This is a genomic window from Streptomyces sp. NPDC020958, assembly GCF_055562175.1.
This window is the reverse complement of sequence record NZ_JBVHFU010000012.1, coordinates 149,802-164,393: the sequence shown is the minus strand read 5'-3', so window position 1 is coordinate 164,393 and position 14,592 is coordinate 149,802. Positions and strand designations below refer to the sequence as shown.

At 70.5% G+C, this 14,592-nt stretch carries 13 protein-coding genes; 3 read left to right on the top strand and 10 right to left on the bottom strand.

Features of this window, described 5'->3' with window-relative positions:
• Window positions 1-51 precede the first annotated feature (51 nt).
• Genes ACZ3KP_RS29595 through ACZ3KP_RS29585 form a run of 3 tightly spaced genes read left to right on the top strand, consistent with a single transcriptional unit; the run spans window position 52 to window position 2,218 of the window.
• Window positions 52-1,116, top strand: a complete 1,065-nt coding sequence (locus tag ACZ3KP_RS29595) for a Rieske 2Fe-2S domain-containing protein (protein WP_467503024.1) — start codon at window positions 52-54, stop codon at window positions 1,114-1,116.
• Entirely contained in the window at window positions 1,113-1,283 is a 171-nt protein-coding gene (locus ACZ3KP_RS29590; protein ID WP_165939260.1) for a hypothetical protein, read from the top strand. Before ACZ3KP_RS29595 ends, ACZ3KP_RS29590 begins: the two co-directional genes overlap by 4 nt.
• Window positions 1,280-2,218 carry a PDR/VanB family oxidoreductase gene (locus ACZ3KP_RS29585; RefSeq protein ID WP_467503022.1) on the top strand — a complete coding sequence of 313 codons (939 nt, stop codon included), beginning with the start codon at window positions 1,280-1,282 and terminating at the stop codon, window positions 2,216-2,218. The genes ACZ3KP_RS29590 and ACZ3KP_RS29585 overlap by 4 nt, the downstream gene beginning before the upstream one ends.
• 115 nt (window positions 2,219-2,333) lie before the next feature.
• Here the strand turns inward: ACZ3KP_RS29585 and ACZ3KP_RS29580 are convergent, their stop codons facing one another.
• The 10 genes from ACZ3KP_RS29580 to ACZ3KP_RS29535 all read right to left on the bottom strand — a co-directional run bounded on the left by ACZ3KP_RS29580 (window position 2,334) and on the right by ACZ3KP_RS29535 (window position 14,579).
• Window positions 2,334-4,478 (bottom strand): discoidin domain-containing protein, encoded by a 2,145-nt coding sequence (locus ACZ3KP_RS29580; RefSeq protein ID WP_467503020.1) that lies wholly within the window; start codon window positions 4,476-4,478, stop codon window positions 2,334-2,336.
• Between the two features lie 88 nt (window positions 4,479-4,566).
• Window positions 4,567-6,192, bottom strand: coding sequence for a glycoside hydrolase family 13 protein (locus ACZ3KP_RS29575; RefSeq protein WP_467503018.1), 1,626 nt, complete (start codon window positions 6,190-6,192; stop codon window positions 4,567-4,569).
• 30 nt (window positions 6,193-6,222) lie between these two features.
• A complete protein-coding gene (locus tag ACZ3KP_RS29570; protein WP_467503016.1) occupies window positions 6,223-7,104 on the bottom strand; it encodes a carbohydrate ABC transporter permease in 882 nt (293 codons plus the stop codon).
• On the bottom strand, window positions 7,101-8,057 hold the full coding sequence (locus ACZ3KP_RS29565; protein ID WP_467503014.1) for a carbohydrate ABC transporter permease: 957 nt from the start codon (window positions 8,055-8,057) through the stop codon (window positions 7,101-7,103). The genes ACZ3KP_RS29570 and ACZ3KP_RS29565 overlap by 4 nt, the downstream gene beginning before the upstream one ends.
• Window positions 8,058-8,062: 5 nt before the next feature.
• Window positions 8,063-9,415, bottom strand: coding sequence for an ABC transporter substrate-binding protein (locus ACZ3KP_RS29560; RefSeq protein ID WP_467503013.1), 1,353 nt, complete (start codon window positions 9,413-9,415; stop codon window positions 8,063-8,065).
• Window positions 9,416-9,544: 129 nt separating this feature from the next.
• Window positions 9,545-10,540: a LacI family DNA-binding transcriptional regulator gene (locus tag ACZ3KP_RS29555; RefSeq protein ID WP_358987133.1), complete on the bottom strand. Its 996-nt coding sequence runs from the start codon at window positions 10,538-10,540 to the stop codon at window positions 9,545-9,547.
• Window positions 10,541-10,606: 66 nt separating this feature from the next.
• Window positions 10,607-11,422: an ABC transporter permease gene (locus tag ACZ3KP_RS29550; RefSeq protein ID WP_467503011.1), complete on the bottom strand. Its 816-nt coding sequence runs from the start codon at window positions 11,420-11,422 to the stop codon at window positions 10,607-10,609.
• Window positions 11,423-11,440: 18 nt separating this feature from the next.
• Window positions 11,441-12,304, bottom strand: a complete 864-nt coding sequence (locus tag ACZ3KP_RS29545; protein ID WP_467503009.1) for an ABC transporter permease — start codon at window positions 12,302-12,304, stop codon at window positions 11,441-11,443.
• Window positions 12,305-12,307: 3 nt separating this feature from the next.
• A complete protein-coding gene (locus ACZ3KP_RS29540; protein ID WP_467503007.1) occupies window positions 12,308-13,495 on the bottom strand; it encodes an ABC transporter substrate-binding protein in 1,188 nt (395 codons plus the stop codon).
• Between the two features lie 52 nt (window positions 13,496-13,547).
• Window positions 13,548-14,579 (bottom strand): ABC transporter ATP-binding protein, encoded by a 1,032-nt coding sequence (locus ACZ3KP_RS29535; protein WP_467503005.1) that lies wholly within the window; start codon window positions 14,577-14,579, stop codon window positions 13,548-13,550.
• Window positions 14,580-14,592 lie beyond the last annotated feature (13 nt).

The window sequence follows — 14,592 nt, the reverse complement described above, 5'->3', positions numbered from 1 at the left end:
AACCACGGCACGCGGGGCGACGACGCCCCGCCGACAGGGACGGGAACCGCCATGCCGCACATCACCGCGTTCGCCAGGAACCAGTGGTACGTCGCCGCCTACAGTCACGAGGTCGGACGGGAGTTGTTCGGGCGGACGATCCTCGGGGAGCCGCTCGTGTTCTACCGGGCCGAGGAGGACGGCGCGCCGGTCGCCCTCAGCGACCGCTGTGTGCACCGGCGTTACCCGCTGTCGGAGAGCGGACTCGACGGCGACCGGATCGTGTGCGGGTACCACGGCTTCACCTACGACCGGAGCGGCGCGTGCGTGTACGTGCCGGGGCAGAAGCGCATCCCGCGCACCGCCCGGGTCGCCTCCTACCCGGTGGTCGAGCAGGACTCGCTGGTGTGGGTGTGGATCGGCGACCCCCAGCTCGCCGACGCGGCCACCATCCCGCGCGCCCGTCACCTCGACTCCCCCGGCTGGACGACCGTCCGCGGCATGGAGCCCATCGACGCCGACTACGGCCTGCTCGTCGACAACCTCCTCGACCTCTCCCACGAGACCTATCTGCACGGCGGTTACATAGGCACCCCCGAGGTCGCCGAGACGCCGATCACCACCGAGGTCGACGAGGGGGCCGGGATCGTACGGGTCAGCCGGCACATGGACGACGCCGAGTGCCCGCCGTTCTACGCCCGTTCGACCGGGATCGAGGGCCGGATCACCCGGTGGCAGGACATCGAGTACCACGCGCCGTGCCTGTACCTCCTGCACAGCCGGATCGCGCCGGTCGGCGTGGTGCCGGAGGCCGACGGCAGCGACCCGAACGGCTTCCACACCGAGATCACCTACGCGATCACCCCGTCCGCGGACGGCAAGGTGTACGACTTCTGGATGGTCTCCCGGGACTGGGCGACCGACGACGCCGAGGTCACCGAGTTCCTGCGCGGCAACAACCACACGGTGGTCATGCAGGACGTGGAGGCCCTGAACCTCCTGCAGCGGACGCTGGGTTCGGAGCGCGCCGGCTACCAGGAGCTGAGCATCAACATCGACACCGGCGGCCTCGCCGCCCGCCGTATCCTCGCCCGCCTGGTCGAGGAGGGCGACAAGCCCGTGGAGAAGGTCCTGTGAGCACGCCGACCGGTGAGGTCTACCGCATCGACTGGCTGCCGGGCACCGACGTGCTGCACGGCACCTGTCACTGCGGGGCCGAGCACACCGCCCAGGACCCGGTCGAGATGTGGGAGTGGATGCTCGGCCACCCCGAAGGACACCAGCCCCCGGAGCGCACCGCATGAGCCTGTACGAAGCCGAACTCGTCGTCAGCGAGAGGGCGCCGGCGGCGGACGGTGTCGTCGCCCTCACCCTTCGGCACCCGGCCGGCGAGGACCTTCCCGGCTGGGAGCCCGGAGCCCATCTCGACGTGGTGCTCGGACCGGACCTGGAGAGGCAGTTCTCGCTCTGCGGGGATCCGGGTGACCGTACCGGGTGGCGGATCGCGGTCCTGCGGGAACCGGACGGGCGGGGTGGATCCGCCTTCGTCCACGAGCGGTTGCGCGTCGGCGACAAGGTGCGGGTGCGCGGGCCCCGCAACCACTTCCGGCTGGAGCCGGCGTCCCGCTACCGGTTCGTCGCCGGGGGCATCGGCATCACCCCGATCCTGCCGATGCTGGCCGCCGCCGAGGCCGTAGGCGCCGAGTGGACGCTGCTGTACGGCGGGCGGACACGTCGGTCGATGGCCTTCACCGAGGAGTTGGCCCGGTACGGCGACACCCGGGTCACCGTCGCCCCGCAGGACGAGACCGGGCTGCTGGACCTCGGCGCGGTGCTGGACGACGTCCCGGAGGACACCCTCGTGTACTGCTGCGGTCCCGGGCCGTTGCTGGACGCGGTGGAGGAGCGCTGCCCGGCGGGTGCCCTGCGGGTCGAGCGGTTCCGGCCGAAGGAGCAGGAGGCGGGTACGGAGCGGGAGTTCGAGGTCGTCCTCGCGCAGAGCGGTCGCAGCGTCACCGTCGTGCCCGGCGTCTCGGTGCTGGACACCGTCCGGGCCGCCGGCGTCGAGGTGCTCTTCTCCTGCACCGAGGGCACCTGCGGCACCTGCGAGACGGATGTCCTCGAAGGCACCCCGGAGCACCGGGACTCGGTGCTCACCGAGCAGGAGCGGGCGGCCGGGGAGACCATGCTGATCTGTGTCTCGCGGTGCCGTGGGGAGCGTCTGGTGCTCGACCTGTGACACCACCTGTGACACCGCGGCCGAAAGCGGGTCGCCCCGCGCTCGGCCGCACCGCGGACCCCTGGGTGCGAGCAGGTCCGGGCGGCCGGGCACGGGGTTTCCGGGGTGGCGGCGGTCACGCGGTCAGGTAGGCCTCCACCTCACTGAACTGCCCGGCCGGCCAGCCGTCGTTGGCGCTGACGGTCAGCCGCAGCCAGCGCAGCCCGGTGCCGCCGGGCAGGGCCACGGTGACGGTGTTGCCGGTGGCCGGGTCGAAGCGGTAGCCCGTCGCGCCCACCACGGTCGTGTAGGACGAGCCGTCGGTGCTGCCGAGCACGGTGACGGTCTGGGTGCGCGCGTTCCAGGCGGCCTGCGGGGGGAGTTTCAGAACCAGTCGGCGGACCGCGTAGGAGGAGCCGAGGTCGACGGTCAGTGACTGCGGGAAGGCGTGGTTGGTCGACTCCCAGTAGCTGTTCGCGTCACCGTCGACCGCCTTGCCGGGGGTGTAGACGTCCTGCGAGCCGGTGGCGGTCGCGGGGCGGCCCTTGGCGAGGTTGCGGGCCGGGTCCGGGTCGGGGTTGCCCTGTCCGGGCGCCGGCCAGGAGGAGCAGTCCGACCAGGTACCGGGCCAGCCGGAGTTGCCACCGCCGTCGGTGAGTGCGAAGGACCCGGAACCGGCCGGGTACGGGCAGTTGTAGACACCGGCCGCGCCGACCCCGGTGGCCGTGACGTCGCGGACGGTCGCGGCGCCCTGGGCCTCGGCCTGGACCACCACCGTGCCGGTGTTGCGGACGGTGGCCCCGGCCACGGTGACGTTCCGGACCGGGTACCCCTGCCCGCCGCCGGAGACGAACTCGAAGGCGCTGTACGGGCTGTCGGAGATCGTGGTGTCGGTGATGTTCACGGTCGCGTTGATGGCGCTGTCGTAGGAGTCGACGCGCAGCGCGCCCATCGGGTGGTTCCAGTTGGGGTTCATCGCGCCGGTGCGGACGAGGGTGTTGCCGTCGACCGTGATGGTGCCGGCCAGGGGACTGAACGGGTCGAGGAACTTCTGGTTGGAGATGGCGATGCCGCTGCCCAGGGCGTTGGTGTCGGAGACCAGGTTGTTCTTCACGGAGATGTCGGTGCCGCCGTAGATCGCGATGCCGTTGGCGAGGTTCGGCTGGGAGATCGTGTTGTTCGCGAAGCTCGAATCGGTGTCGGGCGAGTTCAGCGACCACATGGCGAGCGAGTCGTCGCCCTGGTTGCGCAGGAAGTTGTTGCGGACCTGGACGCCGTGGGCGTTGCCGTTGAGGTTGAGGCCGTCGGCGGTGGTGTCGAGGACGCGGTTGTTCTCGACGACCAGGTTGTCGTTGTTGCCGGTCAGCCAGAACCCGCACTTGAGGTGCTGGATCCACATCCCGGAGACCGAACTGTTCGGTCCGAGAGAGCCGTTGACGAAGTTGTCGGGGCTGGAGTCGACGCGTTCGGTGACCTCGCCGGCGACCGCGAAGTTGTTGATGTGGACGTTCCCCGAGGAGCCGGACTGGTCGATGAACCGGGAGGTGTGCACGACCGAGTACCAGCTGCCCGCGCCCAGCAGCGTCACGTTCTGCAGGCCGCTGAGGGAGGACGTCAGCCTGTAGTCGCCCGGCGGGATCCACACCGTCCCGCCCTGGGCGGCGGAGATGGCGTCCCGGAAGGCCTGGGTGGAGTCGCCGTTGCCGCTCGGGTCGGCGCCCTTGGCGGTGACGGAAACCGAACCGGCGGGCTGCGGGGCGGCCGCGGCGACCTGCTCGAAGTCGGCGACGTCGACGGTGACCTGGGTGCCGGTGGACTCGAAGGCGACCTTGTCGCCCGCCTGGATGTTCTGGCCCAGCAGCATCCGGGCGTCGTCGAAGAAATGGTGCTGCTTCGCGCCCGCGATCCAGCCGGTGTCGACGTAGGAGTACTTCGAGGTGACGGCCAGGGTTCTCGCCAGCCTGACCCCGTTGACGTACACGTTGAGGGTGCCGGTCTGGCCGTCGGGAACGCTGTAGGAGACGTTCACGGCGTCGGACGCCCGGGGTGCGGTGAACTCGACCCGCTGTCCGGAGGTGAGCCGCACGGCCTGGCGGCCGGAGGCCTCGGAGGCGAGGGTGCCCTGGGTGTAGTCGGGGCCGATCTTCGTACCGGTGGTGGTCGCCGCCTCCGCCTCCACCGAGGTGAAGGGGAGGCTCGCACCGGCGGCCGCGTGGGCGGCGGGCGCGACGGCGACGAGCGCGCCGGCCGCGAGTGCTACGGCCGCCGCCACGGCTGGCATGCTCCTGACAGTCCGGTCGATGGTGTGCTGCATGTGCTGATCCCTTCGGGGGGTGGGGGACGGGGACAGCGCGAGCGGTACCGGCGGCTCAGGTCGCCAGCCAGACCGCCGTGTCCTGCGGCAGCCGGCCGGCGTCGTCCAGCGGACCGCTGCCGACCAGGAGTTCGGAGTGGGCGGGGAGTTCGGCGGAGGTCGCGGCGAGGTTGACCACGCAGGTCACACCCTCGGCCCGGGCGAAGGCGAGGACGCCCTCGGGGGCGGGCAGCCAGCTCAGCGGGGAGTCGCCGAAGCGGGGCCGCAGGGCGATGGCACGGCGGTAGAGCGCCAGCATGGAGCCAGGGTCGTCCTGCTGGCGGTCGACGGCGTACGACTCCCAGCCGGCCGGCTGCGGCAGCCACGGTTCCTGGCGGGATCCGAAGCCCGCGTACGGCGCCCCGGCCGACCAGGGCAGCGGCACCCGGCAGCCGTCCCGGCCCGGGTCGGTGCCGCCGGACCGGAAGTACATCGGGTCCTGGACGCGGTCGGCCGGGATCTCCGCCTCCGGCAGCCCCAGCTCCTCCCCCTGGTAGACGTAGACCGCGCCGGGCAGGGCCAGCGAGAGCAGTGCGGCGGCGCGGGCCCGGCGGGTGCCCAGGGCGAGGTCCGTCGGGACGCCGAAGGCCTTGGCGGCGAAGTCGAACCCGGTGTCCACGCGGCCGTACCGGGTGACCGTGCGGGTCACGTCGTGGTTGCACAGCACCCAGGTGGCCGGGGCACCGACGGGCGCGTGCTCGGCGAGGGTGGTGTCGATCGACGCGCGCAGCGCGGCCGCGTCCCAGGGGCAGGACAGGAAGGAGAAGTTGAAGGCGGTGTGCAGTTCGTCGGGGCGCAGGTAGCGGGCGAAGCGTTCGGCGTCGGGGAGCCAGACCTCGCCGACGAAGACCCCGTCGTAGGCGTCGGCGACCGTGCGCCAGTTGCGGTACACGTCGTGGAGTTCGTCGCGGTCGACGAAGGGGTGCGGCCGCGGCTGGGTGGCGAGGTCGGGCAGCTCAGGGTCCTTGGCGAGCAAGGCCGCCGAGTCGATGCGGACACCCGCGACACCGCGCTCGAACCAGAAGCGCAGGATGTCCTCGTGCTCCTGGCGGACGACCGGGTGGGCCCAGTTCAGGTCGGGTTGTTCGGGGGTGAAGAGGTGCAGGTACCACTCGCCGTCGGGGAGCCGGGTCCACACCGGTTCGGTGGAGCCGACGAACTGCGACGGCCAGTCGTTGGGCGGGAGTTGGCCGGCCGGGCCGCGGCCGGGCCGGAAGTGGAACAGTTCACGCTCGGGACTCCCCGGGCCTGCGGCCAGCGCGGCCCGGAACCAGGGGTGCTGGTCGGAGACGTGGTTGGGGACGATGTCGACGATCGTGCGGATGCCCGAGTCCCGCGCCTCGGCGATGAGTTTCTCCGCCTCGGCGAGGGTGCCGAAGGCGGGGTCGATGGCCCGGTAGTCGGCGACGTCGTAACCGCCGTCCTTCATCGGGGACGGGTACCAGGGGCTGAACCACAGCGCGTCGACGCCGAGTTCGGCGAGGTAGGGCAGCTTGGCGCGGACGCCCGCGAGGTCGCCGGTGCCGTCGCCGTCGCCGTCCGCGAAGCTGCGGACGTACACCTGGTAGATGACGGCGGAACGCCACCAGTCGCGCTCGTCGCGGTCCTCGTGGTTCTTCGGGGCATGGCTGGGCTGTCCCACGGTGCGTGCCTTTCTGTCGGAGGTAGGGCGTCAGCCCTTGCTGCCGCCCGCGCCGATCCCGGCGATGATGTGCCGCTGGAAGACGAGGAAGAGCGCGACCATCGGGATGCTGGCGATCACCATCGCGGCGATGAGCACGGTGAGCTGGATGTTCTGCGACAGCTGGACCAGGGCCACGCTGATGGGCTGCTTGTCGGTGTCGGAGAAGACCATCAGCGGCCACAGGAAGTCCTGCCAGACCCCGACCAGGGCGAAGATCGAGACGACCCCGAGCACCGGCCGGGACATCGGCAGCACGACCGACCACAGGACCCGCAGCTTTCCGGCGCCGTCGATCTCGGCGGCCTCCAGCACGTCCCGCGGCAGCTGGTCGAAGAACCGCTTCAGCAGGTAGAGGTTGAAGGCGTTGGCGACGGCCGGGAGCCAGATGCCGAGCGGGTCGTTCAGCAGACTGGTGTGGATGAGGGGGAGGTCGGCGACGGTCAGGTACTTGGGTACGACCAGGGCCTGGGCCGGGACCATCAGGGTGGCCAGGATGCCGCCGAGGACCACCTTCCCGAACGCCGGTCTCAGCCTGGACAGGGCGTAGGCGGCGGCCGTGCAGAACACCAGCTGGAAGGCCCAGGCGCCGGCGGCCTGCACCACCGTGTTCCACAGGTGTTCGGGGAGCTGCATCAGGTCCCAGGCGTCGGTGTAGGCGGACAGGTGCCAGTGCCTGGGGACCAGGGTGGGCGGGGTCCGGGCGATCTCGTCCGGGGATTTCGCCGCGCCGGTCACCATCCAGTACACGGGGAACAGGAAGGCGAGCGCGAAGAGCAGGACGACGGCGGTGAAGACGCTCCAGTAGACGGCCTTCCCGCGCGGGCGGGCCAGGGTCGCCGGGGAGATCAGGGTGCGGGTGGTGGGGCTCATCCGTCCTCCCCGGAGCGGGTCAGGCGCAGGTAGCCGGCCGAGAAGACGCCGAGCAGCACCAGGAGCATCACGCTGAGCGCGCAGGCGCCGCCGAAGTCGTCGTAGAGGAAGGCGTACTTGTAGATCAGGTAGAGCACGGTGACGGTGGCGTTCTCCGGGCCGCCCCCGGTGATGACGAACGGTTCGGTGAACACCTGCATCGTCGCGATGATCTGAAGGAGCATCAGCATCAGGATGACGAAGCGGGTCCCCGGAACGGTCACGTGCCGGACGCGCTGGAGGAGGTTCGCGCCGTCGAGTTCGGCGGCCTCGTACAGTTCGCCGGGGATGGACTGGAGTGCGGCGAGGTAGATCAGCACGGTGCCGCCCATGTTGGCCCAGGTGGCCACGATCACCAGGGAGACGAGGGCGGTGCCGGTGCCGTTGGTCCAGTTCGAGGTGGGCAGGTGCAGGAAGCGCAGGGTCTCATTGGCGAGCCCGGCCCCGGGGTCGTAGAACCACTTCCACAGCAGGGCGCTGACCACCGGCGGGATCATCACCGGGAGGTAGACGACGATCCGGAAGAACGCCTTGGCGTGCCGGAGTTCGTTGAGGACCAGGGCGAGGACGAACGGGATCGCGAAGCCGATCAGCAGGGCCAGCAGCGTGAAGGCGAGGGTGTTGCGCCAGGCCGCGGAGAACTCGGGGTCGTGCAGCACCCGGGTGAAGTTGGCGGTGCCGACCCACTCGGGGGACGAGCCGGGCGTGTACTTCTGGAAGGAGATCACGACGGCGCGGATCGCCGGGTACCAGGAGAACAGGGCGAAGCAGATCAGTCCGCCGAGCAGGAAGCCGTAGGCGCGGGCCTGGTCGACGAGGCGGCGCCGCCTCCGGTCCCCTGTCGGGGGCGGCGCCGGGACCCGTGCGGCGGCGACCGCCGCCGGGGCGGGTGGTCGTGCGGCCGTCTTCGTCATCGCGGTCAGCCCCGGGCCAGGATGCCGTCGATCTTGTCGTCTGCGTTCTTGAGGAGCTGGTCGATGTCGGCGTCCTTCTGGGTGAGGACGGCGGAGACGGTGCCGTCGAGGACGGAGTAGATCTGCTGGGCGTCCGGCGGCTCGATCTTCATCCGGAGGGTCCGGTCGCCGTCCAGGAACGCCTGGTAGTTCTCCACCGGGACGTTGGCGTTGGCCTTCTTGACCTGCTGGTCCTTGGCGTCGGCGGCGCCGGTGAACAGGCGCGGCTCGGGCAGGCCGACCGGTGCGTCGTGCTTCCTGGCGCGGGCGTAGTCGCCGAGGAAGCCGTCACCGGGGGTGAGAAACATGGAGTCGAGCCACTTCAGTCCGGCGCGGATCTGGGCCGGACTGTCCTTCTTGTTGAACATGTAGCCGTCGCCGCCGATGAGCGTGCCCTTGCCACCGGGCATCGGGCCGAGCGCCAGGTCCTTGTAGTTGCCGCCCTTCTCCTTGACCAGGATCGGGATGTTGTCCGGGGCGGCGAGGTACATGCCGAGCTTGCCCGAACCCATCATCTGCTGGACGTCGTTGATGACCAGCAGCTGCTTGCTGCCCATCGAGTCGTCGGTCCAGCGCATGTCGTGCAGGTTCTGGAGGACCGCGTGGCCCTCGGGGGTGTCGACGGTCGCCTTCTTGCCGTCGGCGGAGACGACGTCGCCGCCCTGGGAGTACAGCTCGGCGGTGAAGTGCCAGCCGCCCTGGTTCTGCGCGCTGTAGTCGGCGTACCCGACGGTGCCGTTGCCGAGCGCGGCGATCTTCCTGGCGTCGGCGCGGACCTCCTCCCAGGTGGTGGGCGGCTTGTCCGGGTCGAGGCCGGCCTGCCGGAAGAGCTCGCGGTTGTAGATCAGGCCCATCGAGTAGCCGGTGCGCGGGATGCCGTAGACCTTGCCGTCGACGGTGTAGATGTCGCGCAGTTGCTTCTGGATGGTGCCGTAGCTCTTCAGGTCCTCGAGGTACGGCGTGAGGTCGGCCGCCTGGTGGATGTCCACGACGTGCCTGGCGTCGGTGAAGTAGGTGTAGAAGACGTCCTCCATCTGGCCGCCGGCCAGTTTGGCGTCGAAGGTCTTCGGGTCCTGGCAGGGGAACGCGTCGTGCGCGACGACGTCGATGTCCGGGTGCTGCTTCTCGAAGGCGGCGATGTCCTGCTCGAAGAACGACCGGTCGACCTTGGCGCTCTTCGGCGGTTCGCAGTTGACGGTGATGCGCGTCCCGCCGCTCGCCGTGTCGTCACCGCCCGACCCGCAGGCCGCGGCGGTGAGCGCGAGCGAGGAACAGACGCCGATCGCGACGAGCGCACGACGGTACCCGGTGCTGGACATCGGTGGACCCCCAGAGCAGGAGCGGTGGCGCCGCACCGGAACCGGTGGGCGCCGCACACTCAAGCACCGGCGCCATCTCTCCGCAAGATGTCGCGCAGAATATGTAATTATTCGACAGACGGTCGGATCTCAGGGACGGGGCGCTTGCGCGGTGGAACCGCGCACCACCAGCTCCGGCTCGAAGAGCAGCTCGTCGGGTGCTACGACGGTGCCGTTGACCTGGGCGTTCAGCAGTTCCACGGCTGCCCTGCCCATGGCCTCGATCGGCTGCCGGACGGTGGTGAGCGGGGGCTCGGTGCAGTTCATGAACGCCGAGTCGTCGTAACCGACGACCGACACCTGGGACGGGACGCCCAGGCCGCGGCGGCGGGCCGCCCTGATCGCCCCGAGCGCGAGCGGGTCGCTGGCGCAGATGATGCCGGTGACACCCCGGTCGATCAGGCGGGTGGCGGCCGCGTGGCCGCCCTCGATCGAGAACATGGCCCGGGCGACGTGCGCCTCCGGGAGGTCCCCCAGGGCCTGCGCGGCGGCCAGCTTGCGGGCCGAGGGAATGTGGTCGGCGGGCCCGAGGACGAGACCGATGCGCTCGTGGCCGAGCGAGGCGAGGTGGCGCCAGGCCTGTTCGACCGCCACCGCGTCGTCGCAGGACACGGCGGGGAATCCGAGGTGTTCGATGGCCGCGTTGACCAGCACCACCGGGATGTTGCGGTCGGCGAGCTGCCGGTAGTGGTCGTGCGGCGCGTCGGCCTGGGCGTACAGCCCGCCGGCGAACACCACGCCGGACACCTGCTGTTGCAGCAGCAGTTCCACGTAGTCCGCCTCGGACACCCCGCCCTTGGTCTGGGTGCAGAGCACCGGGGTGAGCCCGAGCTGGGCCAGCGCGCCGCCGATGACCTCGGCGAACGCGGGGAAGATGGGGTTCTGGAGCTCGGGCAGGACCAGACCGACGAGGCGGGCGCGTTCACCGCGCAGCTGGGTGGGGCGCTCGTAGCCGAGGACGTCCAGGGCGGAGAGCACCGCCTGGCGGGTGGCCTCCGAGACCCCGGGCTTGCCGTTGAGCACGCGGCTGACCGTGGCCTCGCTGACCCCGACCTTCTTGGCCACTTCCGCAAGTCGTCGCGTCATGTGCGCAAGAGTAGCGCAATTGACGCAAGCCGTTTGCGTGGCTGAGGAACGGTCTGCGGGCGCGCGTCAGACGCGGCTGCCGGTCGCCGTGTCCGCTGACAGTCTCTGGGCGAGGTAGATCGGGACGACGGACAGCAGGACCAGCATCGCGGCCACCACGTTCACCACCGGGGCCTGTTGCGGACGGGTCATGTTGTCGAAGATCCACAGGGGCAGGGTCTGCACGCCGGGACCCGCTGTGAACGTCGTCACCACGATCTCGTCGAAGGAGAGCGCGAAGGCGAGCAGCCCGCCGGCCAGCAGCGCCGAACGCACCAGCGGGAAGGTGACGTCGACGAAGGCACGGAAGGTGTCGGCACCCAGGTCGGCGGCGGCCTCCTCGTAGCCGCCGGAGGTGCGGCGCAGCCGGGCGACCACATTGTTGAAGACGATCACGACGCAGAAGGTGGCGTGTCCGACGACGACGGTGAACAGGCCGAGTCCCACGCCGAGCGGCTCAAGAACCGTGCTGAACGCCGAGTTGAGCGCGATCCCGGTGACGATGCCGGGCAGCGCGATCGGCAGGACGACCACGAAGGAGAGGGCGTCGCGGCCGAAGAAGCGGTACCGGGCCACCGCGAACGCGACGAGTGTGCCGAGCACCAGGGCGATCGCGGTGGCGCCGAGCCCCGCCCTCAACGAGGTCCACAGCGCCTCGCGGGCCCCGGAGCTGTGCCAGGCGGCCGACCACCAGCGGGTGGTCAGACCGGACGGCGGCCAGCTCGCGCTGCGGTCGGGGCTGAGGGAGTTCACCAGGACCAGCAGCAGCGGGACGTAGATCACGGCGAAGCCGAGGGCGGCGGCGACGCGGAGGGCGGCTCGGGCGGACCGGGAGAGTCGCATGGGAGGTGTCCCCCGTCGTCAGAGGCTGCTCAGCGCGCCCGTACGCCGCATCGCCAGCAGGTACAGCACGATGACGACGACCGGGACGGTGGCGAGCGCGGCGGCCATGGGCAGGTTGAGTTCGATGTTGGCGTAGACGAGGTTGCCGATGAGCTGGGTCTTGCCGCCGACGATCCCCACGGTGATGTAGTCGCCGAGGCTGAGCGAGAAGGTGAACACCGACCCGGCGGCGACGGACGGCAGCACCATCGGCAGGACCACCGACCGGAAGGTCCGCCCGGCGCGGGCGCCCAGGTCCGCGGACGCGTCCAGCAGGTTGTCGGGCACCTGCTCCAGGGCGGTGTGGATCGGAAGGATCATGTACGGCAGCCACAGGTACGTCAGGGTGACCACGGTGGCCGGCAGGCCGAAGCCGGGGCCGCTCAGCCCGAACGGCCGCAGCAGCCAGTCGGCGAGCCCGCCCTCGGACAGGATCAGCCGCCAGGCGTACACCTTGACCAGGTAACTCGCCCACAGCGGGGTGAGGATGGCGACCACGAGGAGCGGGCGGCGGCTGGGCCTGGCGACCCGGGCGGTGTAGAAGGCGACGGGGAAGGCGATCACCGCGCACAGCGCGGTCACCGCGAGGGCGACGCCGACGCTGCGCAGGACCACCTGCCGGAACACGGGGGTGGTGACCAGTTCGTGGAAGTTGTCGGCCGACCAGACCTTGACGACCTGCGAGGTGAAGGAGTCCGTCGTCCAGAAGGCGGAGACGAACAGCACGGCCAGCGAGCCGAGGTAGAGCACGGCCAGCCACAGCAGGGGGGCGGTCAGCAGCAGCGCGAGGCGGAGTCGGGGGCGCCGGTGCAGCGCCCCCGCGGTCCGGGTGAGCACGGTCACGGCTCAGCCCTTGATCTCGGTCCAGGCCTGCACCCACTTGGCGTACGGCACGCACCTGACGTCGGTGCGGCCGTCCAGGCACTGCTCGATGGGCGTGTTCCAGAAGGCGATGTTCTTCCAGTAGCGCTCGTCGGCCGCGTGGTAGGTCGTGCAGAAGTTCCTGTCGCTGGTCAGGTCGCAGGCCTTGGCGTTGGCGGGGGCCTCGCCGAAGTACTCGGCGACCTCGGCGTTGACCTTCGGGGAGGCGATCCAGTTCAGCCACCTGTAGGCGCAGTTGGGGTGCTTGGCCTTGGCGGAGACCATCCAGGTGTCGGACCAGCCGGTGGAACCCTCCTTGGGTACGAAGGCCTTGACCTCGGCGCCCTCGCCGGCGGCCAGGTTGGCGATGACCTGCCAGCTGGTGCCGATCACCGAGTCGCCGCTCTTGAAGGCGGAGATCTCCTTGAGGTAGTCGCTCCAGTACTCGCCGATGTCCGCGTTCTGCTTCCTCAGCAGGGCCACGGCCGCGTCGAACTGCTTCTGGTCGAGCGCGTAGGGGTCCTTGATCTTCAACTCGGGCTTGGTGGCCTTGAGATACAGGGCCGCGTCCGCGATGTAGATCGGCGAGTCGTAGGCGGTGACATGGCCCTTGTACGTCCCGGCGTCGTCGAAGACCGCGGCCCAGGACGTGGGCGCGGGGCGGACCTTCTGGGTGTTGTACATCAGCAGGTTGGCGCCGCGGCCGTGCGGGATGCCGTACATCTGGCCCTTGACCGAGTTCCAGGCGCCGTTCTTCAGACCGCTGAAGACGTCCTTGTAGTTCGGTACGAGGCTGGTGTTGACCGGGGCCGCGTCCCCGGAGGCGATCAGGCGCAGCGAGGCGTCGCCGGAGGCGGAGACGGCGTCGTACTCGCCGGTCTTCATCAGCTTGACCATCTCGTCGGAGCTGGCCGCGACCTTGGAGTGGACCTGGCAGCCCGTCCGCTTCTCGAAGTCGGTGACCCAGTCCGCCTTGGGGTCGTCGGAGCCGTCCTCGACGTAGCCGGCCCAGGCGATCAGGTTCACCTCGCCCTCGGACGTGCCGAGCTTGGCGAGCGGCTTGAGGTCGGGCGGGTCGAAACCGTTCGGGGAACCAGAGTTGCCGGAGGACCCGCAGGCTGTGGCCGCAAGCAGCAGCGCGGCGGCCGAGGTGAGGGGACGGATGAGGCGCACGACGTACTCCAGACGTGGGGAACGGCGGATCCGGACGTGAGGGGACGGCGAGTCAGTCGGGGACGCGGACGGTGTGCCGGCGCTGCCAGCGCAGCCGGACGCGGCTGCCGCGGTACGCGGCGGCGTCCTCGGCGGAGGTGTCGAGGTTCTGCTGGAGCGCGGTGAGCCGGCCGCCGCCGTCCAGGTCGACCAGGAAGCGGGTGGCGTCACCGAGGTAGACCACGTCGGCGACGGTGCCCGGCGCGGTGACGTGGCCTTCCCCGTCCGGGTCGGCGGTCTCCTCGAGGACCCGGATCTTCTCGGGCCGGACGCTGTGGGTGCCGCTCTCCCCGAGCACCCGCAGCGCGGCGTCCCCGGTGAGCAGGTTGGAGGTGCCGACGAAGGAGGCGACGAACGCGGTGGCGGGGCGTTCGTAGATCTCGGCCGGCGTACCGACCTGCTCGATGCGGCCCTGGTGGAAGACGGCGACGCGGTCGCTCATCACCAGGGCCTCCTCCTGGTCGTGGGTGACGAAGACGAAGGTGATGCCGACCTCGCGTTGCAGGGCCTTGAGTTCGGTCTGCATCTGCTCCCGGAGCTTGAGGTCCAGGGCGCCGAGCGGCTCGTCCAGGAGGAGCACGCGGGGACGTCCGACGAGAGCGCGGGCGAGGGCGACGCGCTGGCGCTGGCCGCCGGAGAGCTGGGCGGGGCGGCGGCCGCCGTAGCCCTCCAGACGGACCTCGGCGAGAGCCTTGCGGGCGCGGACCAGGCGTTCGGCCTTGGGGACGCCGCGCACCTTGAGGGAGTAGGCGACGTTCTGCTCGACGGTCATGTGCGGGAACAAGGCGTAGTCCTGGAAGACCGTGTGCACGTCCCGTTCGAAGGGTGCGCGGCCGGTGACGTCCTGTCCGGCCAGTTCGATCACTCCGGAGGTGGGGGGCTCGAAGCCGGCGATCATGCGAAGGACGGTCGTCTTGCCGGAGCCGGACGGGCCGAGCATCGAGAAGAACTCGCCGTCGCGGATCTCCAGGTCGACCCCCGCGACGGCGCTCGTGTCGCCGAACGACTTCCGCAGATCCCGCAACCGGATCGCGCTGCCCCCCATGGCGGGAACCTTC

Bases quoted from the DNA above. Each gene is read 5' to 3' on its own strand.
- ACZ3KP_RS29585 (WP_467503022.1), top strand. From the start codon at position 1,280: ATGAGCCTGTACGAAGCCGAACTCGTCGTCAGCGAGAGGGCGCCGGCG.
- ACZ3KP_RS29595 (WP_467503024.1), top strand. From the start codon at position 52: ATGCCGCACATCACCGCGTTCGCCAGGAACCAGTGGTACGTCGCCGCC.
- ACZ3KP_RS29555 (WP_358987133.1), bottom strand. From the start codon at position 10,540: ATGACGCGACGACTTGCGGAAGTGGCCAAGAAGGTCGGGGTCAGCGAG.
- ACZ3KP_RS29535 (WP_467503005.1), bottom strand. From the start codon at position 14,579: ATGGGGGGCAGCGCGATCCGGTTGCGGGATCTGCGGAAGTCGTTCGGC.
- ACZ3KP_RS29580 (WP_467503020.1), bottom strand. From the start codon at position 4,478: ATGCCAGCCGTGGCGGCGGCCGTAGCACTCGCGGCCGGCGCGCTCGTC.
- ACZ3KP_RS29565 (WP_467503014.1), bottom strand. From the start codon at position 8,057: ATGACGAAGACGGCCGCACGACCACCCGCCCCGGCGGCGGTCGCCGCC.
- ACZ3KP_RS29560 (WP_467503013.1), bottom strand. From the start codon at position 9,415: ATGTCCAGCACCGGGTACCGTCGTGCGCTCGTCGCGATCGGCGTCTGT.
- ACZ3KP_RS29550 (WP_467503011.1), bottom strand. From the start codon at position 11,422: ATGCGACTCTCCCGGTCCGCCCGAGCCGCCCTCCGCGTCGCCGCCGCC.
- ACZ3KP_RS29570 (WP_467503016.1), bottom strand. From the start codon at position 7,104: ATGAGCCCCACCACCCGCACCCTGATCTCCCCGGCGACCCTGGCCCGC.